This is a genomic window from Ectothiorhodospira shaposhnikovii (genome assembly GCF_047222355.1).
Classification (GTDB): Bacteria; Pseudomonadota; Gammaproteobacteria; order Ectothiorhodospirales; family Ectothiorhodospiraceae; genus Ectothiorhodospira.
On record NZ_CP178333.1, the window covers coordinates 2,469,403 to 2,492,277 of the forward strand.

Consider the following 22,875-nt stretch of genomic DNA (forward strand, 5'->3'; position numbering starts at 1 on the left):
GACCTGTTGAATGGCGTAAATTCTAGCGGATCAGGGCCATTTCGTCCAATGAAGCCCCTGCCTGGGGAGACGCCCTATCCGGCCAGTCCCAGCACGTCCTGCATGTCGTACAACCCCGCCGGACGGCCGTTGAGCCAGGCGGCGGCGCGCATGGCGCCCTTGGCGAAGGTCATGCGGCTGGAAGCCTTGTGAGTGATTTCCACCCGCTCCCCCAGACCGGCAAACATCACCGTGTGCTCGCCGACGATGTCACCGGCCCGAATGGTTTCGAAACCGATGGTCTGCCGATCCCGTTCGCCCGTCACCCCTTCCCGGCCATAGACGGCGCAGGTCTTGAGGTCACGCCCCAGGGCATCCGCCACCACCTCGCCCATGCGCAGGGCGGTACCGGAAGGGGCATCCACCTTGTGCCGGTGATGGGCCTCGACGATCTCGATATCCACCTCGTCACCCAGCACCCGGGCCGCCAGATCCAGCAGCTTGAGACACAGGTTGACCCCTACGCTCATGTTGGGTGCAAAGACCACGGGAATCTCTTCGGCGGCCTTGCGGATCACGGCCTTCTGTGTGTCGGTGAATCCGGTGGTCCCGATCACCATCGCCTTGCCCGCCCGACGACAGATTTCCAGATGCGCCAGACTGCCCTCCGGACGCGTGAAGTCCACCAACACATCGAACCGGTCGACGGCGGCCGCCGGGTCCGCCTCCAGGGTCACCCCCAGGCGCCCCAGGCCCGCCAGTTCACCGGCATCCGCCCCCAGCAGACTGCTGGACGGCATCTCGGTGGCCACGGTGGGCTCAAGCCCCGGGGCCAGGACCGCCGCCTCGATCAGGGTGCGCCCCATGCGCCCACCGGCGCCGACAATGGCTACGCGTACCGCGCTCATGACTTTCTCCAGAACTTGAGATCTTCAAAGAAACCCTTCACCCCGTCCAGCCAGCCCTCATGCTGGGGGCTGTGCTTCTGGCCGCCCGCCTTCATGGCGGCATCGAACTGCTCCAGCAACTCCTTCTGCTCCTTGGTGAGATTCACCGGCGTCTCCACCTTGACGCTGCAGATCAGGTCGCCCTCGGCACCCCCATGCACGGACTTGACGCCCTTGCCCCGGAGGCGGAACAGGCGGCCGGACTGGGTCTCGGCGGGGATCTTCAGGGCCACCCGACCCTTGAGGGTGGGGATCTCCAATTCGCCCCCCAGGGTGGCGACGGCGAAGCTGATGGGCACTTCGCAGAACAGGTCGCTGCCCTTACGAGTGAACAGCTTGTGGGGCTTGACATGGACCTGCACGTACAGATCCCCGGACGGTCCGCCGTTGACACCGGCTTCCCCTTCTCCGGACAGCCGGATACGGTCGCCGCTGTCCACACCGGCGGGAATGGCCACGCTCAGGGTGCGACGCTCCTCCACCCGGCCCTGCCCCCGGCAACTCCCGCAGGGCTTGGCGATGATCTTGCCGGTACCGCGACAGCGGGGGCAGGTCTGCTGTACCGAGAAGAAACCCTGCTGCATGCGCACCCGCCCCACCCCGTTACAGGTGGGACAGGTTTCGGGGCTGGTACCCGGCTCGGCACCGGAACCGTGACAGGCCTTACAGGTCACCAGGGTGGGCACACGGATCTTCACCTCGGTGCCGAAGACGGCCTCTTCCAGGGTCATCTCCAGGTTGTACTGCAGATCCGCGCCGCGGAAGGCATTGCTGCCGCCGCGACCACCGGCACCACCAAAGATGTCGCCGAACAGATCCTCGAAGATATCGCTGAAACTGGCGCCTCCCGGTCCCCCACGGCCGGCACCGGCGGCCCCTTCCACGCCGGCGTGACCGAACTGGTCATAGGCGGCCCGCTTGCGGGCATCGGACAGCACTTCGTAGGCCTCCTTGGCCTCCTTGAAATGCTCTTCCGCCTGTTTGTCGCCGGGGTTCCGGTCGGGATGATATTTCATGGCCAACCGGCGGAAGGCCTTCTTGAGTGCGTCCTCGCTGGCGTTCTTCGCCACCCCCAGGACTTCGTAATAGTCGCGTTTTGCCATGATTACCGTGGGTCTTGCAGAAACGTGAAAGCCCGTGGACCGGCACATGCCCCGGTTGCGGGCACCTGCCGGTCAACGGACCCGGATGCAGTGGGAAAGGCCCGTCCTGGGACGGGCCTTGGCCGTTACTTCTTCTTATCGTCCACTTCTTCGAACTCGGCGTCCACCACATCGTCCTGGGCACCCTTGGTACCGGCCTGACCCTGGGCATCACCGGCGCCTTCGGCGGCGGCACCCTCGGCCTGCTGGGCATACATGCGCTCCGCCAACTTGCCGGAGGCCTCGGCCAGCTTCTGGGTGCGGTCCTCGATGGTCGCCTTGTCGTCACCCTTCATGGCATCCCGCAGGGCACTGATGGCGGATTCGATGGCGCTCTTCTCGCCGGCCTCCACCTTGTCGCCCATGTCCTTGAGGGTCTTCTCCACCGAGTGGATCAGGTTGTCCGCCTGATTGCGCACGCCCACCAGTTCGTGGAAACGCTTGTCTTCCTCGGCATGGGCCTCGGCATCCTTGACCATGCGTTCGATCTCGGCATCGTTCAGACCGGAAGAGGCCTTGATGACGATGGACTGCTGCTTGCCGGTGGCCTTGTCCTTGGCGGACACATTGAGGATGCCGTTGGCATCGATGTCGAACACCACCTCGATCTGAGGCACGCCACGGGGAGCCGGCGGGATATCCGCCAGATCGAAGCGACCCAGGGACTTGTTGGCATGGGCCACTTCGCGCTCACCCTGCAGCACGTGCACCGTCACCGCGGTCTGGTTGTCCTCGGCGGTGGAAAACACCTGGGAGGCCTTGGTGGGGATGGTGGTGTTCTTTTCGATCAGCTTGGTCATCACACCGCCCAGGGTCTCGATACCCAGGGACAGGGGCGTGACGTCCAGCAGCAGCACGTCCTTGACGTCGCCGCCCAGCACGCCACCCTGGATCGCGGCGCCCACCGCCACCGCCTCGTCGGGGTTGACGTCGCGACGGGGTTCCTTGCCGAAGAAGTCCTTCACCGCCTCCTGCACCTTGGGCATGCGGGTCTGGCCGCCCACCAGGATCACGTCGTCGATCTGGGACACGGACAGGCCGGCATCCTTCAGGGCCACCTTGCAGGGCTCGATGGTGCGCTTGACCAGCTCTTCCACCAGGGCTTCCAGCTTGGCGCGGGACACCTTGATGTTCAGATGCTTGGGTCCGGTGTTGTCGGCGGTGATGTACGGCAGGTTGACGTCGGTCTGCTGGCTGGAGGAAAGCTCGATCTTGGCCTTCTCGGCGGCCTCCTTCAGACGCTGCATGGCCAGCGGGTCGCCGGTCAGGTCGATGCCCTGCTCCTTCTTGAACTCGGCCGCCAGGTATTCGATCAGGCGGGAGTCGAAGTCCTCGCCGCCCAGGAAGGTGTCGCCGTTGGTGGCCAGCACCTCGAACTGGTGCTCGCCGTCCACTTCGGCAATCTCGATGATGGAGATGTCGAAGGTGCCGCCGCCCAGGTCATAGACCGCCACCTTGCTGTCACCGCGCTTCTTGTCCAGGCCGTAGGCCAGGGCCGCGGCGGTGGGCTCGTTGATGATGCGGCGAACTTCCAGGCCGGCGATCTTGCCGGCGTCCTTGGTGGCCTGACGCTGGGAGTCGTTGAAGTAGGCCGGCACGGTGATCACCGCCTCGGTGACCGGCTCGCCCAGGTAGTCCTCGGCGGTCTTCTTCATCTTCTGCAGCACGCGGGCGGAGATTTCCGGAGCGGCCATCTTCTTGCCGCGCACGTCCACCCAGGCGTCGCCGTTATCCGCCTTGACGATCTTGTAGGGCACCAGCTTGATGTCCTTCTGCACTTCGGGTTCTTCGAAGCGGCGCCCAATCAGGCGCTTGACCGCAAACAGGGTGTTCTGGGGATTGGTCACCGCCTGGCGCTTGGCGGACTGGCCCACCAGCACCTCGCCGTCCTCGGCGAAGGCCACGATGGAGGGGGTGGTACGACCGCCCTCGGCGTTTTCAATGACCTTGGCATTGCCGCCTTCCATGATGGCGACGCAGGAATTGGTCGTGCCCAGGTCGATACCGATGATCTTGCCCATGTGTGTCTCCAAAAGTGTTCAGGTTTCTGTCAATGCCGTGAATCCGGGATTACCCGCTTGATGGGGGTGCCGCCGGGCCTTTTCAAGCCCCGGCGAAAAATCCGTCCCTCGGGGTCATTCGCTGCCGGCCGCCGGTGCCTTGCTGACGATCACCATGGCGGGGCGCAGCAGACGATCATTGAGGGCATACCCCTTCTGCAGCACGGTCATGACGGTGTTGGGTTCCAGTTCGGCATTTTCCTGCATGGACATGGCCTGATGGCGCTCCGGATCGAAGCGCTGGCCGGCGGGGTCCACCACTTCGATGCCCTGCTTGGCCATCACCTGCTCCAGCATCTTCAGGGTCAGCTCCGTACCCTCGCGAATCTTGTTCAGGTCGGCCTCGCCGCGCGCGGCATCCAGGCCCATTTCCAGGCTGTCCTTCACCGGCAGCAGCTCACCGGCGAAACGTTCCAGGGCATACTTGTGGGCATTTTCCACATCCCGGCTCATGCGCTTGCGCAGGTTTTCCAGCTCCGCCTGGGCGCGCACCAGCTTGTCCCAGTGGTCCTGGGCCTGTTTCTGTGCGTCTTCAAGCTGCTTGAGCAGTGCCCCGGGGCTGAATTCCGGCGTCGTCTCTTCAGGGGCCGCGGGCGCCTGTTCATGCTGGGGTTTATCGACTTGTTCCTCGTTCGCCATGGAAAACTCCGATCTGCTCATGTCTTTGGTGTATTCGGCAAAAAAGCCCCTCTCACCGCTGATGACCCGGTGAGGGCATGCCTTCGTATGTGGGACTTCAGTTACGGGAATTCAAGGCCGCGCCCAGCAGCCTGGCGGTGATGTCCACCGCCGGAATGATGCGTTCGTAGGCCATGCGGGTGGGGCCGATCACCCCCAGCACGCCCACGATCCGGCCGCCCACGCTGTAGGGAGCCGTCACCACGCTGCAGTCATCGAGCACCTGATGCCCCGACTCCTGGCCGATGAAGATCTGGACCCCCTCGGCACTGATGCAACTGTCCAGCAGGGTGAGCAACTGCCTTTTTTCGTTGAAGGCCTCGAACAGGTTGCGCAATTTCTCCACGCTGGAAAGTTCCGCGTAGTCCATGAGGTGGATCTGACCGGCAAAGACCAGATCATCGCCGCCCTCGTCGTCGCAAAAGGCCTTTTCGCCCAGCTCGATGGCGGCCAGCATGAGGGTGTTCATGTGCTCGCGGACAGCCTTCATCTCCTTGAGCACCTGCTCCCGGGCCTGTCGCAGGTCGCGCCCGGCCAGATGCTGATTGAGATAATTGGCCATCTGCTGCAGCTCGGCGTGGGAATACTCCCGCTCCAGCTCCAGGATGCGGTTCTGTACTTCCCGCTTGTTCATCACCAGGATCGCCAGCACCTGGCGCCCGGACAGTTTGAGAAACTCGATCTGACTGAGGGCGGCATGATCCCGCCGCGGCACCCTGACCATCCCGGCCATCTGGGTGATGGCCGAAAGCAGGTCCGAGGCGGACTCCACCAGGGCCTTGGTGTCCATGTCGGGGGTAAGGCGCTGCTTGAGCGCGCGCACCTCGGCACTGTCCAGGGGTTTGACTTCCAGCAGGCAATCCACGAACAGGCGATAACCCAGGGAGGTGGGAATCCGTCCCGCCGAGGTATGAGGAGAGCTGACCAGCCCGAGGTCTTCCAGATCCGCCATGACATTGCGGATGGAGGCGGGACTGAGATCCAGACCGGCGGTACGAGCCAGGGTACGGGAGCCCACCGGCTGTCCGTCGCGCACATAGCTCTCCACCAGCGCCCGCAGCAGCAGCCGGGCACGTTCGGAAAGAGCCTGAGATTGTGTTGTCGGGGATGTCTTCATGGTCCACCCTGGCACTCGTTGAGTGTGAGTGCCAGACACCGCATGTTACTCAAGGAAACGGCGGGTGGCTAGCCTGCCGGCACTCGCCACCCGCCACGCATTTCCACCATAATCCCCTGCATGAATCCTTCTTTCCACACCATCGGCATCATTGCCAAGACCCAGGAACAGCGCCTGGGACACATCCTGGAGGCCCTGATCGGGCATCTGCAGCACCATCAGCGCCGCATCCTCCTGGATGACAGCGTGCTGCCCTGGCTGGATGACACCTCCGCCGGTGAGCCGGTGACACGGGCACACATGGCCGCCGAAGCGGACCTGGCCATCGTGGTGGGTGGTGACGGCACCTTCCTGGGCGCGGCCCGTACCCTGGTGGATGCCGAGGTACCGCTGCTGGGTGTCAATGCGGGTCGCCTGGGCTTCCTGGTGGACGTCTCCCCCCACGAGATGCTGGGGCGGCTGGACGAGATCCTGTCCGGCCTTTATGTGGAGGACCGACGCAGCATGCTGCATGCCCGCCTGATGCGGGGGGATGACGTGGTGGCGGCCCAGGATGCCCTGAACGATGTGGTCATGCACATTCGTGACGCCGTGCGCATGATCGAGTTCGACACCTGGATCAACGGCCGTTTCGTCAACACCCAGCGGGCCGACGGCATGGTGGTGGCCACCCCCACCGGCTCCACCGCCTATGCCCTGTCGGGCGGCGGCCCCATTCTCTCTCCCTGCCTGGAGGCCGTGGTCATGGTGCCGATCTGCCCCCATGGACTGAGCAATCGCCCCCTGGTGGTCCCCGCCGGCAACCGCATCGAGATCGCCGTCAACGAGCATAGCCGCACCCTGGCCCAGGTGGCCTTCGATGGCCAGGACACCTTTGACATGGAGCCTCTGGACCGGATCGTGATCGAGCCCAAACCCCGCAAACTGCGTCTGATCCACCCCACCGGCTATGACTACCTGCAGATCCTGAGGGTGAAACTGGGCTGGGGGGAACAACCCTGAGCACTGTTCAAACATACAATAAAATCCCTGCTCCCCCCTTCCTTCGGGGAGATTTACTCTTTACCCTCTCACGGTGACCCGGGCCGTCACCCTCGACATGCCCATAACCCCCAACCGCGAATCCCGACCGTGCTGACCCACATCCAGATCCGAGATTTCGCCATCGTCGATGAACTGACCCTGGACCTGTCCACGGGCATGACCGCGCTGACCGGGGAAACCGGGGCGGGCAAATCCATCCTGGTGGATGCCCTGGGCCTGGTACTGGGCGACCGGGCCGACAGCACCACCGTGCGCCACGGCGCGGAACGGGCCGAGATCAGCGCCCGCTTCGACATCAGCCGGGAGGCGGAGGCCCGTGCCTGGCTGGAGTCACAGGACCTGGACACGGAAGAATGCCTGATCCGGCGGGTCATCGCCCGGGACGGCAAGAGCCGAGCCTGGATCAACGGTTCGGCGGTGACCCTCCAATCCCTCAAGTCCCTGGGCGAGATGCTGGTGGACATCCATGGGCAGCATGCCCATCAGTCCCTGCTGCGACGGGAAGTCCAGCGCCGCATCCTGGACGACTACGCCGACCACCCGGAGCGACTCGCCGCCATGGCCCGTGATCACGGCACCTGGCAGAAGGCCGCCCGACGCCTGGCGGAACTGAGCGAGGACGGCGAAGCCAGGGCGGCCCGCCGGGACCTGTTGCGATTCCAGACCGACGAACTCAGGGCCCTGGACCTGGCGGAGGGGGAACTGGAACGGATCGAGGAAGAACACGGCCGCCTGGCCCATGCCGGGCGCCTGCTGGAGATGGCCGAAACCGCCTACCAGGGCCTCTATGAAGCCGACGGCAGCGCCGAATCCGTGGTGGGACGGTTCTGCACCGACATCGAACATCTACAGTCCCTGGACAGCCGCCTGGCGGAACCCAGGGAACTGTTGGCGGCCGCCCAGATACAGATCCGCGAGGCCGCCGACTGGCTGCGCCGCTATGCCGACGGCATGGACATGGATCCGGCACGGCTGAATTTCCTCGAATCCCGCCTGGCCGCCGTCCAGGATCTGGCCCGCAAGCACCGGGTGGACCCCACGGCCCTGCCCCGCCTGCTGGAAACACTGGAAACGGAACTGGGCCGACTGGAGGAAGGCGGTGAAAACCTGGAGGCGCTCACCCGGGCGGTGGAACAGGCGCTGCAAACCTGCCTGCGTCAGGCAGCCGAACTCTCGGACGCCCGCCGCCGGGCGGCGGAAAGACTCTCGGAGGCCGTCACCCAGGCCATGCAGGCGCTGGGCATGGAAGGCGGACGGTTTGCCTGCAGCGTGGAGGATGACGGCAGGGGACAGCCATCGGCCCACGGCATGGATCGGGTGGAATTTCTGGTCAGCGCCAACCCGGGGCAACCCCTCCAACCCCTGGCCAAGGTGGCCTCCGGCGGTGAACTCTCCCGCATCAGCCTGGCCATCCAGATGATCGCGGCCCACGCCCTGCCCATCGCCACCCTGGTCTTCGACGAAGTGGATACGGGGATCGGCGGCGGCGTGGCCGAAGTGGTGGGACGTCAGCTGCGCAGCCTGGGCGGGCATCGGCAGGTGCTGTGCGTGACCCATCTGCCTCAGGTGGCGGCCCAGGCCCACCGGCACCTGCAGGTGAAGAAGCACAAAGGCAAGGATCATACCACCACGCGCATCCGCTCACTGGTGGACGAGCACCGGGTACAGGAGCTGGCCAGGATGCTCGGTGGCGTCGAGATCACCGAACAGAGCCTGGCCCATGCCCGGGAAATGATCACCCGGGCAGCAACCAGTTGATCAATCCGCGCCGTCGGCCGCCTGCTTTTTGGGGCAACCGCCCTGACTGCACTCACCGTAGATGATCAGGGCATGGTCCTGGATGGTGTACCCCAGCTTGTCGGCAATCGCCCTCTGGCGTTCTTCTATGATCGGGTCCACGAACTCATCCACGCGCCCGCATTTCACGCAGACGATGTGATCATGATGACGCCCGCGCTCCAGCTCGAACACGGCCTGATTGCCCTCGAAATGATGACGACTGACCAGGCCGGCCGCCTCGAACTGGGTCAGCACCCGGTAGACCGTTGCCAGACCGATCTCCTCGCCCGCCGACAACAGCTGGCGATAAATGGTCTCGGCGCTCATATGGTGGTCTTCCGCAGTCTCCAGGATCTGCAGGATCTTCACGCGGGGAAGCGTTACCTTGAGTCCGGCCTTCTTGAGCTCTTGGGTTTCCATGGGAGTTGATCTCCATGCGAGATGATCCGACACCTGGTGTAGAATCCCGCGCTATTGGTTTTCGGAACGTGGCCCATCTTGCAACTCACGGCCTACAGGACGCAATTATGGCAAGACTGATTCTTTATTCTATCCTCATTGGCGGATTACTGCAGGGTTGCGGCAGCGGACTGCTGTCCGTGCACCGGCCGGACGTGCAACAGGGCAATGCCATCGAGGAGAGCCGACTGGAACAGGTTCAGATCGGCATGACCCAACGACAGGTCCGATTTCTGCTGGGAGAGCCGCTGTTGAGGGACCCCTTCCAGGGCGATGGCCGATGGGATTACGTGTACTACCATCGTCCAGGGAACGGCACGGCGGTGCATCGACGGGTCATCATCTTCTTCGAGGACGGCCTGGTGTCGAGGATTGAGGACAGCGGCTTGCGGGAAGTGGCGCAAACATAGTCGATCCCGGCATGCCGGGGAGGCGATCAGGCCTCCCCGGCGCCCTTCTTCATGACCTTCCCTTCGGCGGCGCGCTTCTTGCGCACCTGCTTGGGATCCGCGATCAACGGCCGGTAGATCTCCACCCGGTCGCGATGATGGAGCGCGGCATTGAGCTTGGCGAGTTTGCCATAGACACCGACCTTGTTCACCGCCAGGTCGATCTCCGGCACCTTGTCCAGGATACCGGACTGACGGATGGCATCTTCCACCGTCGCCCCCTGGGGCAGGGACACTTCCAGCACCCACTGCTGGTCGGAGCGGGCGTAGGCCACCTCCACCCGGAGACGTTCATCGGACACCGTAGACCTCCCTCGCCCGCTTGACGAAGGAATCCACCAGGGTGTTGGCGATCTGGTGAAACACCGGGCCAAAGGCCATGCTCATGATCCGGTTGGAGAACTCGAATTCCAGGTCCAGGGAGACCCGGCTGGCGGTATCGCTCATGGCATCGAAGCGCCAGAAGCCTTCCAGATGCCGGAACGGCCCCTCCACCAGGCGCATCTCGATCATCTTGTTGCGCTGCAGGCGGTTGCGGGTGGTGAACGACTTGCGCACGGCACCCTTGGCCAGCTCGATGCTGGCCTTCACCTCATCCTCATTGGCGAACAGCACCGCGGAGCTGCGGCAACCCGGCAGAAAGCGCGGATAGGCCGCCACGTCGTTCACCAGATCAAACATCTCCTTGGGCGTGTAGGGCACCAGCGCATGACGACTTATGGAAGGCATGAAGCTCCCCTGGTTATCAGATGAGATTGACCGCCTTGAGGAAGACCAGCAGGATGCCGATCGGGGCGGCGAAGCGCAGCACATAATACCATGCCTTGAAAAGTACCCGGCTGTGCAGGCCCAGCTCATCCTCCACGGAACGCTGGGTCATCCGCCAGCCCACGAACAGGGCAATCAGCAGCCCCCCCAGGGGCAGCATGATGTTGGAAGTCAGGTAATCGGCCATCTCGAACAGAGTGCCGCCGATGAAGGTGGCCTCGCCGCCGATGGTCAGGCTGAAGCCGATGGGATTGGACCAGAGGCTGAATGACAGGATGGTCCCCAACCCCAGGAACCAGGCAATGCCGCCCACGATCACCGCTGCCATGGGCCGGTCAAAGCCCCGGTTCTCCACCAACCAGGCCACCGCCGGCTCCATCAGGGAAATGGACGAGGTCCAGGCCGCGGTGACCAGCAACAGGAAGAACAGGGTGCCGAAGATCAGCCCACCCGGCATCTCCGCAAAGGCCATGGGCAGGGTGATGAAGATCAGACCGGGACCTTCACCGGGCGCCAGACCGCTGGCAAAGACGATGGGGAAGATGGCCAGACCGGCCAGCAGGGCCACGGCGGTATCCGCCGACACCACCGTGGCGGACGTCTTGAGGATGGAAGCCTTGGAACTCAGATAGGAGCCGTAGATCATGATGGCGCCCATGCCCAGGCTCAGGGTGAAGAAGGCCTGCCCCATGGCCAGCAGGATGGTGTCACCGCTCACCTCACTCCAGTCCGGCTTGAACAGGAAACTGACCCCCTCCATGAAGTGACCCTGGCTCATGGAATAGCCCACCAGCAACAGCAGCAAGCCGAACAGTGCGGGCATGAGGAACTTGACCGCCTTCTCAAGCCCCGAACGCACCCCTCGGGCCACCACCAGGACATTCATGATCATGAACAGGGTATGCCAGGCCAGCAGCCGCTCCGGATCGCTCACCAGGGCGTTGAACATGCCCCTGACCCCGTCGGCATCCAGACCGGTGAAAGCGCCGCCCGCGGCCCTGAAGACGTAGGACAGGGACCAGCCCGCGATCACGCTGTAGTAGGAGAGGATGATGAAGCCCGCCGCCACGCCGAGCCAGCCGACGAACCCCCAGGCCCGATGCAGTCCTTCCTCCCGGGACAAGGTGGCCATGGTGTTGATGGGACTCTGCCGGCCCCGTCTGCCCAACGCGATCTCCGCCATCATGATGGGCAGGCCGATCAGCAGGATGCAGGCCAGATAGATGAGCACGAAGGCGCCGCCGCCGTTCTCTCCGGCGATGTAGGGAAAACGCCAGATGTTGCCCAGGCCGACGGCCGAACCGGTGGCCGCCAGGATGAAGACCAGCTTCGAGGACCACTGGCCATGAATCGAGCTTTCTCTTCTCATTGATGGTTTCCCCCACGCGATCGGCGCATTTTGCGGAATTTACCGCCACGGCTCAACGTCCGGCGGTTTCCGGTCGCACATCCCCGGGTATCGCACACGGCAAAAGGGCCACTGGAAAACGAATGTCGGCAGTCCATTGGATCAGACAGCTCGTTTATAATCGCCCGATGAGCAAAAAATCAAAAAATGCCCCGGGCGGCAGCACCATCGCCCTGAACAAGAAGGCCAAGCACGAATACTTCATCGAGGAGCGTTTCGAGGCCGGCCTGGCCCTGGAGGGCTGGGAAGCCAAGAGCCTTCGGGCCGGACGGGTGCAGCTCAGTGAGAGCTATGTCCTGATCAAGGCCGGAGAGGCCTGGCTGTTCGGTGCCCATCTCACCCCGCTGGCCACCGCCTCCACCCACATTCACCCGGACCCCATGCGCAGCCGCAAGCTGCTGCTGCACCGGGCCGAGCTCAACAAGCTCATCGGGCAGGTGGAGCGCAAGGGGTACACCCTGGTGCCGCTGGCCCTGTACTGGAAGCGGGGCCGCGCCAAGCTGGAAATCGGCCTGGCCAAGGGCAAGAAGGAACACGACAAGCGGGCGGTCTCGAAGGAGCGGGACTGGCAACGGGAGAAAGCCCGAGTGGTCAAGACCGTGACCCGCTAACCGCCGGCGCCAGGCCTGTTACCAGGCCTGAATCTCACCCGCCTTGGCCAGCACCTTGAGATAGGCCTCATGGGCCTCCTGCTCCGCCTCGGTGGGGCGGATGACCGCCAGCGGGGGTCGGTCGACCGGTAGCCGGCGGATGCGGGTATCCGCCGAGGCGCCCCCCTGCCCTTCCGACTCCATGCCCAGGGACAGGCTTTTCTGGCCGCCGGTCATGGCCAGGTAGACCTCCGCCAGGATGCGGGCGTCCAGCAATGCGCCGTGGAGCTCCCGGCCCGAATTGTCGATCTGGTAGCGCTTGCACAGAGCATCCAGGCTGTTGCGCTGCCCCGGGTGCATCTTGCGCGCCATCGCCAGGGAGTCGGTGATGGTGCAGTAATCCTCCAGCCGGCCCCAGTCCCCGTCCAACCGGGACAGCTCGTGGTTGATGAACCCCACGTCAAAGGGGGCGTTGTGGATGATCAGCTCCGAGCCGCGGACAAACTCGATGAAATCCTCCACCACATCGGCAAAGCGCGGCTTGTCGGCGAGGAATTCGTTGGTGATGCCGTGGACTTCCACCGCCCCGGCATCCACTTCCCGGTCCGGCTGCAGATACTGGTGGTAATGACGCGAGGTATGGCGACGTCGCACCATCTCCACGCAGCCGATTTCGATGATGCGGTGGCCGTCGGACGGCTCCAGGCCGGTGGTTTCCGTATCCAGGATCACGATCCGGTCATTGGCTTGCAGAGTCACGGTCGTTCCTCACTTCACTCGCAGGGCATCGATGGCTTCGTTGGCCAGACGATCGGCCAGTTCATTTTCGGGATGTCCGTTATGTCCCCGTACCCAGTGCCAGCGCACCTGATGCCGTGAAGCCGCCTCATCCAGGCGCTGCCACAGATCCTGGTTCTTCACCGGCTCACCCGCCGCGGTACGCCAGCCGCGACGCTTCCAGTTGGGTAACCATTGATTGATCCCGTTCTTGACGTACTGGGAATCGGTGGTCAGATCCACCACACAAGGGCGCTTGAGCAGTTCCAGCGCCGCAATGGCCGCCATCAGCTCCATCCGGTTGTTGGTGGTCTGGGACTCGCCCCCCTTGAGCTGTTTTTCATGGGGGCCGAAGCGCAGCAACGCCCCCCAGCCACCGGGCCCCGGGTTGCCCCGGCAGGCGCCATCGGTAAAGATTTCCACCACGTCAGTCACGATCCGTTCTCCGGCAAAAGGGGCTGGCCAGGCCGCCGGGCACCATGTTCCGGGACGGTCGCCAGCGTGTTCGCAGAGGCAGTACATTGGCCACGCGCTTGCGGGCCAGAATCACGTAGCCGGCCCCCAGATAGGGCAGATGACGCCCCCCCAGACACTCCACCACCCGCAGGCGGGCCTTGAATCCGGAACGGCCCTCCGGCGGGCGAAAGCCCGCGTAGGCACGCGCCAGGACCTCGAACCCCAGCAAGGCCAGCCAGTCCCGGACCCGACCCGTGGCGTGGCACTGACCGGACCAGGGCGCCCCCTTGCCGCCGAGGCGCCCGGGCAACATCCCCCGGAGTCCCGGCAGACTGAGGGGGTTGAAACCGATGATCAGGACATGGCCCTCGGGCACCAGGATGCGATCCGTCTCGCGCAGGACCTGGTAAGGATCTTCCACCTGTTCCAGACAATGTACCAGCGCCACCAGATCCATGCTGTCGGTGAGGATGGGGAGGGCATCGGCCAAGGCACTGACATCCCCGCGGCCGGGGTCGCATTCCAGGCGTACCCGATGGTTGATCCGGCTGGCGGCCAGCAGGTCATGGTTCGGATCCAGATGCCCGATCTGCAGGGCATGATAGCCGAACAGTTGCGGTACGAAACGGTCCAGATGGGACTGCAGGGCCGCCTGCATGGCTCGCCCCGGCGCAGACCCATACCAGGCTTGCAGGCATTCCCGGTGCCGGGCACATGAGGTTCTGGGTGACGACATCAGGTGAGCATAGAATCTTCCGGGGGGGCATGGCCAGCGATAATAAGTCTCCCGCCGGGGTTGAGGGCACGGGGATGCCCCGCTATCCTAGCGTCCCTATGAAAAAGAACAAGCCGAAAGGTCTTGGGGGCGTCCTGCTGGGGGCAACGTTGCTGCTATCCGCCTGCGCCAGCCTGGATGGAGGACACGCCGTTCAGGAGGCCCCGCTTCTTGCCGGAGCGGACCCTGTCGCCAAGAGCACCCGGCTCGCCTCTCAAGGGGAGACGGCGGCCAAGCCCAGGCCCCGGATCAACGTGGCAAAGCCACTGGCCGATACCTCGCCCTCGCCCACCACGGATGAAACCATCTGGGGACGGGTCCGCGAAGGGTTCGGCCTGCCGGATGAGCGGGATCACGAACGGGTCCAGCATTACATTCAGTGGCACCAGGCCAACTCCGATTATCTGGGCCAGGTCCTGGCCAGGGCGGAACCCTACCTGCACTATATCCTGGAAGAAATCGAAGCCCGGGACCTTCCCGCCGAACTGCTGCTGCTGCCGGTGGTGGAAAGCGCCTACCGTGCCGATGTCTATTCCTCGGGACAGGCGGCGGGCATCTGGCAGTTCATCCCTTCCACGGGCCGTCATTTCGGCCTCCATCAGAACTGGTGGTACGACGGCCGCAAGGACATTCACACCTCCACTCATGCGGCCCTGGACTACCTCACCCAACTGAATGAACGCTTCGACGGCGACTGGCTGCTGGCCCTGGCAGCCTACAATGCCGGACAAGGCACCGTCAGCCGGGCCATCGCCCGCAACGAATCACTGGGACAGCCCACCGACTACTGGAACCTGGACCTGCCCCGGGAAACCCAGCACTACGTCCCCAGGCTGCTGGCCCTGCAGGCCATCGTGGCCGATCCGGAGCACTACCAGGTCGGACTCTGGCCGGTGGCGGACGAGCCGCGCCTGGCCCTGGTGGATCTGGGCGGACAACTGGAACTGAGCGTCGCCGCGGAGCTGGCGGACCTGTCCCTGGACGAGATCATGCAACTCAATCCGGCCTTCCACCGCTGGGCCACGGACCCGGACGGCCCCCATCACCTGCTCCTGCCGCTGGACCGGGTGGAATCCTTCCAGATTGCCCTCGCCGCCCTGCCCCGCGAACAGCGGGTGTCCTGGCTGCGTCACCAGGTTCGGCCCGGCGAGACGCTGGGGCATATCGCGACCCGCTACAATACCAGTGTCGCACTCCTGCAACGGACCAATGAACTGAAAAGTCACCTGATCCGGGTTGGAGATCACCTTCTCATCCCCACCGCCGAGCCCTCCACCCAGGAGGTTGCCGCGGGGCGGCAGGACGAAAACCGGCAGGCGTCACGAAGCCGCACGCTCCATCACCGGGTACAACCGGGTGATACCCTCTGGGGCCTTGCCAGGACCTACGGCGTCACCCTTCAGGAACTGGCGGCCTGGAACCGCATCTCCAGCGATGCCACCCTGCGGCCGGGCCAGACCCTGCTGATACGCCAGGCGGAAACCGCCATGGCGGCAGCGGCCGGCAGTACCCGGGGGAATGTCCTGACCTATGCCGTTCGTCCCGGTGATTCCCTGTCCTCCATTTCCCGACGCTTCGGCGTGCGTATCAGCGACATACAGGACTGGAATCAGCTGGATGGCCATCTGATCCGCCCTGGCCAGCAGCTCAATCTCTACGTGGACGCCAACCCGCGGGAAAGCTGACCCCGATGTCGGCGCTTCGGCGGCATGGTGATACCTTTTGGACCAAGATCCATGGCGTCCCGGGTCGCTCCAGCCTATGATTCGTGGATACCGACTTCCACCGCTGCCCGATGGTCAAAGCCGCCTCCATGTCTTCTTCCGAAACGCTGCAGATATTCGGCCGCACCCATCCCGGCAAAATCCGCCCTCACAACGAGGACTGCATCGGCGAAGACCCTGAACTGGGCATCGTCGTGGTTGCCGACGGCATGGGAGGCCACTTGGCCGGCGAGGTCGCCAGCCGGCTGGCGGTGGATACCGTGTTGCAGAACCTCAGGCAGTGTCTCGCCGGCCACGGCATCCACCGCCGGAACGGAGGCACCGAGCCTCGGGATGACAGCCTCGCCGTGCGACGGGCCATCATCGACGCCAACACGGCCATCCAGCAGGCGGGCAGGAACAATGCCGGTCATGCCGGCATGGGCACCACCCTGGTGATGGCCCTGTTCAATCACCACCATGTGATCCTGGCCCACGTGGGCGATTCAAGAATCTATCGCTTTCGAGAGGATCATCTGGAACAGATGACCACGGATCACACCCTGATCCAGGAAATGGTGGATCGCGGCTTTTACTCCCATCAGGAAGCACTGGCATCGGTCAACCGCAATCTGGTCACCCGCGCATTGGGTATCGACACCACGGTGGCCGTGGATATCCGGAATGAAATGCTGCTCCCCGGAGACCTTTACCTGCTCTGCTCCGACGGTCTCAACGACATGCTCGACGATGCCCTCATCGAGGATATCCTGCGCAATCATCCCGGTGATCTGGAACAGGCAACCCATCTGCTGATCGACAAGGCCAACGAATACGGCGGCCGGGACAACATTTCCGTAGTCCTGGCAAGGCCGGCGCTGCCGCTGCCCCGCCGGATGCCCTGGTACCGACGCATGATCGATTTCTGGCGTTGATTTGCAGGAGGCGAACCGTCAACCATGCCCAGACTCTGCATTTCCTGTGGTGACACCTTCATCGCCGACTATCCCCTGGGGCACAAAACCATCACCCTCGGTCGTCGGCCGGACAACGACATACGGCTCAACAATCTGGCCGTCAGCGGCTACCATGCCCAGGTGATCAGCCTGCTGAACGCCGCCTTGGTGGAGGATCTGGGCAGCACCAACGGCACCGTGGTCAACGGTGCCCGGATTCGCAAGCGGGTGCTGCGGGAGGGAGACGTCATCGTCATCGGCAACTATCAGATCCGCTTCACCGAACTCGGCACCACCAGGGAGGACGGCCGACACGGTGTCGACGAAACCCTGATTCTTCCCGCGGGCGCCCCCCTCGTCCCGCCCCCCGTCGGCGGTGCCGTGCCCGAGGACCCGATGAGGGGGCAAAGGTCATCCACCGCCCTCGCCAGGGCCAGGGTGCAGATACTCAGCGGCGCCAACGCAGGCCGTGAACTTCCCATCACCAAGGCCGTGACCACACTCGGTCATCCGGGGGTGCAGGTGGCAGCGATCCTGCGGCGCGGCCCGGACTACTACATCACCCATGTGGAGGGTGGCTCCAGGGCCAGCCCGCCGCGGCTCAATGGCGAGGAACTCACCACCCAGGCCCGTCCGCTCAGAAACCATGACATCATCGATGTTGCCGGGGTACGGATGGAGTTCATGATGGTGCAATAGGCGATCCACGAGGAGCGTTCCATGGCATACCTACAGGCCTACCTCAACCGCCGGCCCGCCGGTGAATACCCGCTGCAGGAAGGCACCACGACCATCGGTCGCCGACGGGGCAACCTGATCCGTCTGGATGATCGCTCGGTCAGCGGACACCACGCCCGTCTACGCTTTTACCGGGGTACCGCCACCCTGCACGACCTCGACAGCACCAACGGAACCTTCATCAACGGCGAAAGGATCCAGGAAGCCACGCTCCATGACGGAGACTTCATCGTCATCGGGAAATTCCGGCTTCGTTTCTGGCTTGATCAACAGGTCTCACCGCCGCCCCCCGAACCGGACACCCCGGATGATGCAGGCACTTACATCCTGCGCTTGGCTACCCCCGGGATGCCGCCCATCCGGGCAAACCCGGAACTCACTCACCGGATTCGAGATACCCGGGCACAGGCGGAGGCCGCCCCGGTGCCCGACGCCGGCCACGGGGACAGGCCAGCGGCCCGTATCTCGCTGCGCATCCTCAGCGGACGCAACCAGGGCAGACACCTGGACCTGCTGTCTGCGGTGAACGCTCTGGGGGAGCCGGGACGGCAGGTGGTGGCCCTGATCCGGGATGAAGACAAGCTGTTCCTTCAGCCCCTGCAGTCCGAACTGGGCCCGCCCCTGATCAACCACCGGCCGATCGAGGACCACGACCGGCATCCACTGCAACAGGACGACCTGCTGGAGGTGGCCGGCGTACAGATGGTGGTCACCATCGACGCACCCATCCGGGAAGCGCCCGCCCCCTGAGAACGGGCGACACGGAACCCGTCAGTCCAGCACCACCCGCGGCACCGCCGACAGCAGTTTTCGGGTGTATTCATGCTCGGGCGCCCGACAGATCCGGCGTGCATCCCCCTGTTCAACCACCCGCCCCTGATACATCACCGCCATGGTGTCGGCCAGGTATTCCACCACCCCGATGTTATGGGTGATGAACAACAGGGTCAGCCCCCGCTCCCGGGTCAGGCGGCCGAGAATCTGCAGCACCTCCGCCTGCACCGAGACGTCCAGGGCGCTGGTTACCTCGTCACAGACAATGAAGGCCGGGTCCAGCACCAGCGCCCGGGCAATGCCGATACGCTGGCGCTGCCCCCCGGAGAACTCATGGGGATAACGCCACAGGCTTTCCGCCGGCAATTGCACCTGCTCCAGCACCCGGGCCGCCAGGGCCAACCGCTCATCCCGATCCTTGCCGATCCCGTGCACGGCCATGGGCTCGGTCAGGGTGGCCGCCACGGTCAGGCGGGGGTTCAGGGATGACATGGGGTCCTGGAAAATGATCTGCATGCGCCGACGGTAGGGCTTCATGCCCTTGGCCGGCAGGCGGGTGATGTCCTCGCCGGCAAACAGGATGCGTCCGCCGGTGGGCTCCAGCAACCGGATGATGGCCCGGCCCAGGGTAGTCTTGCCGCAACCGGACTCCCCCACCAGGGCCATGACCTGCCCCTTGGGGATATCCAGGCTCACCCCGTCCACCGCCCGCACATGGTCCACCACCCGGCGCATGAGTCCCTTGCGCACCGGGAAATGGATCTGCAGGTCCCGCAGACGGACCAGAGGCACCGCCTCCGGAGCCTGTTGTCCGGCAGCCCCGTCCGCCCCCCGGGCGGCCTCCCGGCGACGGCTGAGATTCTCCGGCAGGGCATCAATGAGCTGCCGGGTATAGGGATGCTCCGGACGCCGCAGTACCTGCCGCACGGTCCCCTCCTCCACCAGTTTCCCCAGACGCATCACCCCCAGGCGGTGCCCCATCCGGGCCACCACGCCGAAATCGTGGGTGATGAAGAGGATGGCCATGCCGTTACGGTCCTGCAGTTCCCGCATCAGACGCAGGATCTCCGCCTGTACCGTCACGTCCAGGGCCGTGGTGGGCTCGTCGGCGATCAGCAGGTCCGGTTCGCAGGCCATGGCCATGGCGATCATCACCCGCTGGCGTTGCCCGCCGGAGAGACGGTGCGGAAATTCGTCCGCCTGTTCGGCGGGATGGGGAATCTGCACCTGGGCCAGGGCCTCGATGGTCCGCTCCCGGATCTCCGCCTCCGACAATTCCGGACGGTGGAGCCTGAGCACTTCGCCGATCTGCTCCCCCACCGTGAACACCGGGTTGAGGGAGGTCATGGGCTCCTGGAAGATCATGCTCATGCGGGCGCCGCGGATGCGGCGGCGTTCCGTCTCCGGCAGATCCAGCATGTCCACGGTCCGGTGACTGCCGTCGGCGAGGCGTTCCTGGAACAGGATCTGTCCCCCGGGATGATCACTGATGCCCCGGGGCAGCAACTGGATCACCGACAGGGCCGTGACCGACTTGCCGCTGCCCGACTCCCCAACCAGACAGAAGGTTTCCCCCCGCTCGATACCGAAACTGACATCATCCACGGCCTTCACGGTGGCACCGCCGGCCTGGAGATGGGTCTGCAGGTTTCTGACCTCCAGCAGCATGTTCAGGCCTTCTTTTTCAGATAAGGGTCAAGGGCATCCCGCAGGGATTCCCCCACCAGGTTGTAGGCAAACACGGTGAGGAAAATGGCGCCACCGGGGAAGGCGGCCATCCACCAGTTGAAGGAGGAAGACTGTACCGCCTGATTGAGCATCTGCCCCCAGGAGGGATCATCCACCAGCCCCAGTCCGAGAAAGCTCAGGGTGGCCTCCGCCAGGATCGCCGAGGCCACGCCGAAGCTGGCCGCCACCAGGATCGGCGCCACGCCGTTGGGCAACATGTGGCGGAACAGCACGGAACGCAACGGCAAGCCGCAGGCCACCGCCGCCTGCACATAGTCCTGCTCCCGCAGCTTGAGGAACTCGGCGCGCACGTAGCGGGCATAACCGGACCAGGAGGTGATGCCGATGATGATCATCATCATGTAGAGACTGCGGCCGAAGAAGGCGACAAAGGTGAGCAGCAGGAACAGGGTGGGAATGGCCTCGAAGATCTCCACGATGCGCATGCCGATCATGTCCACGATGCCCGAGAAATACCCCATCAGCCCGCCGACGATGACCCCGATCACCAGGGCGATGCCGGTGGCGATGAAGCCGATGGCCAGGGCGATGCGGGAGGCATGGACCATCCGCGACAACACGTCGGCGCCGTTTTCCTCCGTGCCCAGCCAGTGCCGGCGCAGGTCATCGGCCAGGGGCGGCTCCATGCCCGTGTCGCCGAAGTCCCGCAGGTAATCCTTGGGGGAATACGGGATCGGGGCACGCAGCACCCAGTCGTACTGGCCGGCCGCTTCCGCCTCCCGATACTGTTCATGAATCACCAGCTTGGGGGGAGAGACGGTGACGGCACTGATCCCGCCGGCCACCACCAGCACCCCCAGCAGGATCAGCAGTTTCCTGGGCAGGGAGAGGCGCAGGAACAACAACACCAGACCGGTACAAAAACCCGCCATCAGGGTCACATCGGTGGGCGTCAGGTGACGCAGCACCGGACTGGACCAGTTGCCCTCCTCCAGGATCAGCCACGGATGGCTGCTGGCCAGGAAGGGGGCAAACACGGCCACCGCCGCCAGAATGCCGATCCAGGCCAACCCCACCCGCGCCCCCCAGCGCAGCAGTACCTCCCGGGCCACCTGGGCCGCATAGCCGCGGGAGCGCCGGGTGGGTGGGGTCAGTGTCGGCGCCTGTACCGTGTCAGTCATAACTCACCCGCGGGTCCGCAATCGCATAGCACAGGTCCGCCAGCAGGTAGCCCACCAGCGTCAGCACACCACTGATCAGGGTGACCGACAGCACCAGCTCCCGGTCACGGGTCTGCACCGCCTCCACCGCCAGCTTGCCCATGCCATCGATGGAAAAGATGGTCTCGACGATCACCGAACCCGCCAGCAGGCTGGGCAGCAGGGTGGCGGACACGGTGATCAGGGGCAGCAGGGAGTTGCGAAACACGTGTCGCCAGAGCACGTCGCTTTCCCCTACCCCCTTGGCCCTCGCGGTGCGGGCGTAGTCGGAGAGCAGATTTTCCAGCACCGCCGAACGGGTCAGCTTGGCCAGGAAGGCAAACCCGCCGTAGGACAGACACAACACCGGCAGGATCAGGTGCCAGGCCCGGTCCAGCACAAACCCCCGAATGAATTCACCCTGGGCCAGCCCCGCCGCCAGGGCGATGCCCACTCCCATGCCCAGCAGCCCGAGGATGCCGACCCGCAGGCCGGTGAACGTGGAGGCCGCCACCAGACCCACCACCCCGGCCACCAGCAGCATCAGGACCACGTGCAACGGACCGAAGGTGACCACCGACACCCCGTTGGCCATCAGCACCCCCAGCCCGCCGCCCAGGACCGCCCCAAGCAGGATGCGCCAGTGACGGGCCAGTTTCAGCGCGCCCCAGATCATCAACGCGGCACACAGCCCGGCCAGCAGGAACAGCAAAAGCAGGTCGGTGGCCACGGTCCAGTGGGGCAGGAACGGCATGTCCAGGGCCTCGCGCCGGTTAATGCCGCCGGTGGGGAACCAACGCCAGAACTGCTCCGAGGCAAAGAACCCGATCAGCAGCACACCGGCCAGCATGGTGGGCACGGACCACAACCCCAGCAGGACCATCCCCGAACCGGTATCGAAGCGGCTGCCGCGCCGGGTGGCCGCCTGCACCCCCACGGCAATGGCGATGACGTAGATGAGGGGAATGGACAGGATGTTGAGCAACAGGGTGATGGGCAGGCGCTCGGCGATCAGGTCCCCCACCGGTCGGCCGTAGCGGAAACTGGTGCCCAGTTCGGAGCCCTTGAACAGGGAAAAGCCGCTGATCGCACCGTCCTGGTCGAAGGTGAAACCCGCCGGGGAGACATTGTTGAGCCAGCGCAGATACTGCACCGGCGCCGGCTGATCCAGGCCGTACATGCGGTTGTAATACTCCTCCAGCGCCTTCTTGGCCTGGGGCTCCAGATTCATGCCGTCCACCAGGGACTGGGCACTGATGCCACCGGGGGCGGCGGCCATGACCACGAACACCACCACGGTGATCCCGATCAGGGTGGGAAACATGAGCAGCAGGCGACGGACGATATAGGTCAGCATGGCCGGGTCCCGGGGTCTGCGTGGATGCCGC

Annotated in this window: 23 protein-coding genes; 8 read left to right on the top strand and 15 right to left on the bottom strand. The window is 64.6% G+C overall.

Annotated features, from left to right (window positions below; all coding sequences use genetic code 11):
• Positions 1–74: 74 nt before the first annotated feature.
• The 5 genes from dapB to hrcA all read right to left on the bottom strand — a co-directional run bounded on the left by dapB (position 75) and on the right by hrcA (position 5,923).
• A complete protein-coding gene (gene dapB, locus ACLF6L_RS11220) occupies positions 75–887 on the bottom strand; it encodes a 4-hydroxy-tetrahydrodipicolinate reductase (protein ID WP_238615898.1) in 813 nt (270 codons plus the stop codon).
• Positions 884–2,029, bottom strand: a complete 1,146-nt coding sequence (dnaJ, locus tag ACLF6L_RS11225; RefSeq protein WP_238615897.1) for a molecular chaperone DnaJ — start codon at positions 2,027–2,029, stop codon at positions 884–886. The genes dapB and dnaJ overlap by 4 nt, the downstream gene beginning before the upstream one ends.
• A gap of 125 nt (positions 2,030–2,154) precedes the next feature.
• Positions 2,155–4,089: a molecular chaperone DnaK gene (dnaK, locus tag ACLF6L_RS11230; protein ID WP_238615896.1), complete on the bottom strand. Its 1,935-nt coding sequence runs from the start codon at positions 4,087–4,089 to the stop codon at positions 2,155–2,157.
• A gap of 114 nt (positions 4,090–4,203) precedes the next feature.
• Positions 4,204–4,767 carry a nucleotide exchange factor GrpE gene (gene grpE / locus ACLF6L_RS11235; RefSeq protein WP_008931981.1) on the bottom strand — a complete coding sequence of 188 codons (564 nt, stop codon included), beginning with the start codon at positions 4,765–4,767 and terminating at the stop codon, positions 4,204–4,206.
• A gap of 97 nt (positions 4,768–4,864) precedes the next feature.
• The gene (gene hrcA, locus ACLF6L_RS11240) at positions 4,865–5,923 is read right to left on the bottom strand and encodes a heat-inducible transcriptional repressor HrcA (RefSeq protein WP_238615895.1); all 1,059 of its coding nucleotides are present in this window, start codon (positions 5,921–5,923) and stop codon (positions 4,865–4,867) included.
• Between the two features lie 120 nt (positions 5,924–6,043).
• On the opposite strand from hrcA, the gene ACLF6L_RS11245 reads away from it, so the two are divergent.
• A complete protein-coding gene (locus tag ACLF6L_RS11245; RefSeq protein WP_412851692.1) occupies positions 6,044–6,925 on the top strand; it encodes an NAD(+) kinase in 882 nt (293 codons plus the stop codon).
• A 129-nt stretch (positions 6,926–7,054) separates the two neighbouring features.
• Positions 7,055–8,725: a DNA repair protein RecN gene (recN, locus tag ACLF6L_RS11250; RefSeq protein ID WP_412851693.1), complete on the top strand. Its 1,671-nt coding sequence runs from the start codon at positions 7,055–7,057 to the stop codon at positions 8,723–8,725.
• On the opposite strand, the gene fur is transcribed toward recN, so the two are convergent.
• A complete protein-coding gene (gene fur, locus ACLF6L_RS11255; protein WP_238615892.1) occupies positions 8,726–9,166 on the bottom strand; it encodes a ferric iron uptake transcriptional regulator in 441 nt (146 codons plus the stop codon).
• Positions 9,167–9,273: 107 nt separating this feature from the next.
• On the opposite strand from fur, the gene ACLF6L_RS11260 reads away from it, so the two are divergent.
• The gene (locus ACLF6L_RS11260; RefSeq protein ID WP_238615891.1) at positions 9,274–9,615 is read left to right on the top strand and encodes an outer membrane protein assembly factor BamE; all 342 of its coding nucleotides are present in this window, start codon (positions 9,274–9,276) and stop codon (positions 9,613–9,615) included.
• A gap of 26 nt (positions 9,616–9,641) precedes the next feature.
• Here the strand turns inward: ACLF6L_RS11260 and ACLF6L_RS11265 are convergent, their stop codons facing one another.
• Genes ACLF6L_RS11265 through ACLF6L_RS11275 form a run of 3 tightly spaced genes read right to left on the bottom strand, consistent with a single transcriptional unit; the run spans position 9,642 to position 11,791 of the window.
• On the bottom strand, positions 9,642–9,956 hold the full coding sequence (locus tag ACLF6L_RS11265; RefSeq protein ID WP_238615890.1) for an RnfH family protein: 315 nt from the start codon (positions 9,954–9,956) through the stop codon (positions 9,642–9,644).
• Positions 9,946–10,383, bottom strand: coding sequence for a type II toxin-antitoxin system RatA family toxin (locus tag ACLF6L_RS11270; RefSeq protein WP_008931974.1), 438 nt, complete (start codon positions 10,381–10,383; stop codon positions 9,946–9,948). The genes ACLF6L_RS11265 and ACLF6L_RS11270 overlap by 11 nt, the downstream gene beginning before the upstream one ends.
• A gap of 16 nt (positions 10,384–10,399) precedes the next feature.
• Positions 10,400–11,791 carry a sodium-dependent transporter gene (locus ACLF6L_RS11275; protein WP_238615889.1) on the bottom strand — a complete coding sequence of 464 codons (1,392 nt, stop codon included), beginning with the start codon at positions 11,789–11,791 and terminating at the stop codon, positions 10,400–10,402.
• Positions 11,792–11,958: 167 nt separating this feature from the next.
• Here ACLF6L_RS11275 and smpB point away from each other — a divergent pair, with 167 nt between their 5' ends.
• Entirely contained in the window at positions 11,959–12,441 is a 483-nt protein-coding gene (gene smpB, locus ACLF6L_RS11280; protein ID WP_238615888.1) for an SsrA-binding protein SmpB, read from the top strand.
• Positions 12,442–12,459: 18 nt separating this feature from the next.
• Here smpB and dnaQ read toward each other — a convergent pair whose 3' ends face one another.
• Genes dnaQ through ACLF6L_RS11295 form a run of 3 tightly spaced genes read right to left on the bottom strand, consistent with a single transcriptional unit; the run spans position 12,460 to position 14,389 of the window.
• A complete protein-coding gene (dnaQ, locus tag ACLF6L_RS11285) occupies positions 12,460–13,179 on the bottom strand; it encodes a DNA polymerase III subunit epsilon (protein WP_238615887.1) in 720 nt (239 codons plus the stop codon).
• 9 nt (positions 13,180–13,188) lie between these two features.
• The gene (gene rnhA / locus ACLF6L_RS11290; protein WP_008931970.1) at positions 13,189–13,632 is read right to left on the bottom strand and encodes a ribonuclease HI; all 444 of its coding nucleotides are present in this window, start codon (positions 13,630–13,632) and stop codon (positions 13,189–13,191) included.
• Entirely contained in the window at positions 13,625–14,389 is a 765-nt protein-coding gene (locus ACLF6L_RS11295) for a class I SAM-dependent methyltransferase (protein WP_238615886.1), read from the bottom strand. The genes rnhA and ACLF6L_RS11295 overlap by 8 nt, the downstream gene beginning before the upstream one ends.
• Positions 14,390–14,487: 98 nt before the next feature.
• Here ACLF6L_RS11295 and ACLF6L_RS11300 point away from each other — a divergent pair, with 98 nt between their 5' ends.
• The 4 genes from ACLF6L_RS11300 (at position 14,488) to ACLF6L_RS11315 (ending at position 18,575) form a co-directional block, all read left to right on the top strand.
• Positions 14,488–16,113 carry a LysM peptidoglycan-binding domain-containing protein gene (locus ACLF6L_RS11300; RefSeq protein WP_238615885.1) on the top strand — a complete coding sequence of 542 codons (1,626 nt, stop codon included), beginning with the start codon at positions 14,488–14,490 and terminating at the stop codon, positions 16,111–16,113.
• Positions 16,114–16,241: 128 nt separating this feature from the next.
• Positions 16,242–17,066, top strand: coding sequence for a Stp1/IreP family PP2C-type Ser/Thr phosphatase (locus ACLF6L_RS11305; RefSeq protein ID WP_238615884.1), 825 nt, complete (start codon positions 16,242–16,244; stop codon positions 17,064–17,066).
• 24 nt (positions 17,067–17,090) lie between these two features.
• Positions 17,091–17,786: an FHA domain-containing protein gene (locus tag ACLF6L_RS11310; protein WP_238615883.1), complete on the top strand. Its 696-nt coding sequence runs from the start codon at positions 17,091–17,093 to the stop codon at positions 17,784–17,786.
• A 21-nt stretch (positions 17,787–17,807) separates the two neighbouring features.
• Positions 17,808–18,575 carry an FHA domain-containing protein gene (locus ACLF6L_RS11315; RefSeq protein ID WP_238615882.1) on the top strand — a complete coding sequence of 256 codons (768 nt, stop codon included), beginning with the start codon at positions 17,808–17,810 and terminating at the stop codon, positions 18,573–18,575.
• Positions 18,576–18,596: 21 nt separating this feature from the next.
• On the opposite strand, the gene ACLF6L_RS11320 is transcribed toward ACLF6L_RS11315, so the two are convergent.
• Genes ACLF6L_RS11320 through ACLF6L_RS11330 form a run of 3 tightly spaced genes read right to left on the bottom strand, consistent with a single transcriptional unit; the run spans position 18,597 to position 22,844 of the window.
• On the bottom strand, positions 18,597–20,267 hold the full coding sequence (locus ACLF6L_RS11320; RefSeq protein ID WP_412851694.1) for an ABC transporter ATP-binding protein: 1,671 nt from the start codon (positions 20,265–20,267) through the stop codon (positions 18,597–18,599).
• Positions 20,268–20,269: 2 nt separating this feature from the next.
• Positions 20,270–21,469 (bottom strand): ABC transporter permease, encoded by a 1,200-nt coding sequence (locus tag ACLF6L_RS11325; RefSeq protein ID WP_238615880.1) that lies wholly within the window; start codon positions 21,467–21,469, stop codon positions 20,270–20,272.
• Positions 21,462–22,844, bottom strand: a complete 1,383-nt coding sequence (locus ACLF6L_RS11330) for an ABC transporter permease (protein WP_238615879.1) — start codon at positions 22,842–22,844, stop codon at positions 21,462–21,464. The genes ACLF6L_RS11325 and ACLF6L_RS11330 overlap by 8 nt, the downstream gene beginning before the upstream one ends.
• Between the last annotated feature and the right edge of the window lie 31 nt (positions 22,845–22,875).

Excerpts from the sequence above, each read along its gene's own strand:
- ACLF6L_RS11245 (WP_412851692.1), top strand. The coding sequence starts at position 6,044 with ATGAATCCTTCTTTCCACACCATCGGCATCATTGCCAAGACCCAGGAA.
- ACLF6L_RS11320 (WP_412851694.1), bottom strand. The coding sequence starts at position 20,267 with ATGCTGCTGGAGGTCAGAAACCTGCAGACCCATCTCCAGGCCGGCGGT.
- ACLF6L_RS11295 (WP_238615886.1), bottom strand. The coding sequence starts at position 14,389 with ATGTCGTCACCCAGAACCTCATGTGCCCGGCACCGGGAATGCCTGCAA.
- ACLF6L_RS11270 (WP_008931974.1), bottom strand. The coding sequence starts at position 10,383 with ATGCCTTCCATAAGTCGTCATGCGCTGGTGCCCTACACGCCCAAGGAG.
- dapB (WP_238615898.1), bottom strand. The coding sequence starts at position 887 with ATGAGCGCGGTACGCGTAGCCATTGTCGGCGCCGGTGGGCGCATGGGG.
- ACLF6L_RS11260 (WP_238615891.1), top strand. The coding sequence starts at position 9,274 with ATGGCAAGACTGATTCTTTATTCTATCCTCATTGGCGGATTACTGCAG.
- fur (WP_238615892.1), bottom strand. The coding sequence starts at position 9,166 with ATGGAAACCCAAGAGCTCAAGAAGGCCGGACTCAAGGTAACGCTTCCC.
- ACLF6L_RS11330 (WP_238615879.1), bottom strand. The coding sequence starts at position 22,844 with ATGCTGACCTATATCGTCCGTCGCCTGCTGCTCATGTTTCCCACCCTG.
- ACLF6L_RS11310 (WP_238615883.1), top strand. The coding sequence starts at position 17,091 with ATGCCCAGACTCTGCATTTCCTGTGGTGACACCTTCATCGCCGACTAT.
- hrcA (WP_238615895.1), bottom strand. The coding sequence starts at position 5,923 with ATGAAGACATCCCCGACAACACAATCTCAGGCTCTTTCCGAACGTGCC.
- ACLF6L_RS11305 (WP_238615884.1), top strand. The coding sequence starts at position 16,242 with ATGTCTTCTTCCGAAACGCTGCAGATATTCGGCCGCACCCATCCCGGC.
- ACLF6L_RS11300 (WP_238615885.1), top strand. The coding sequence starts at position 14,488 with ATGAAAAAGAACAAGCCGAAAGGTCTTGGGGGCGTCCTGCTGGGGGCA.
- ACLF6L_RS11315 (WP_238615882.1), top strand. The coding sequence starts at position 17,808 with ATGGCATACCTACAGGCCTACCTCAACCGCCGGCCCGCCGGTGAATAC.
- smpB (WP_238615888.1), top strand. The coding sequence starts at position 11,959 with ATGAGCAAAAAATCAAAAAATGCCCCGGGCGGCAGCACCATCGCCCTG.
- dnaJ (WP_238615897.1), bottom strand. The coding sequence starts at position 2,029 with ATGGCAAAACGCGACTATTACGAAGTCCTGGGGGTGGCGAAGAACGCC.
- ACLF6L_RS11325 (WP_238615880.1), bottom strand. The coding sequence starts at position 21,469 with ATGACTGACACGGTACAGGCGCCGACACTGACCCCACCCACCCGGCGC.
- dnaK (WP_238615896.1), bottom strand. The coding sequence starts at position 4,089 with ATGGGCAAGATCATCGGTATCGACCTGGGCACGACCAATTCCTGCGTC.
- ACLF6L_RS11275 (WP_238615889.1), bottom strand. The coding sequence starts at position 11,791 with ATGAGAAGAGAAAGCTCGATTCATGGCCAGTGGTCCTCGAAGCTGGTC.
- grpE (WP_008931981.1), bottom strand. The coding sequence starts at position 4,767 with ATGGCGAACGAGGAACAAGTCGATAAACCCCAGCATGAACAGGCGCCC.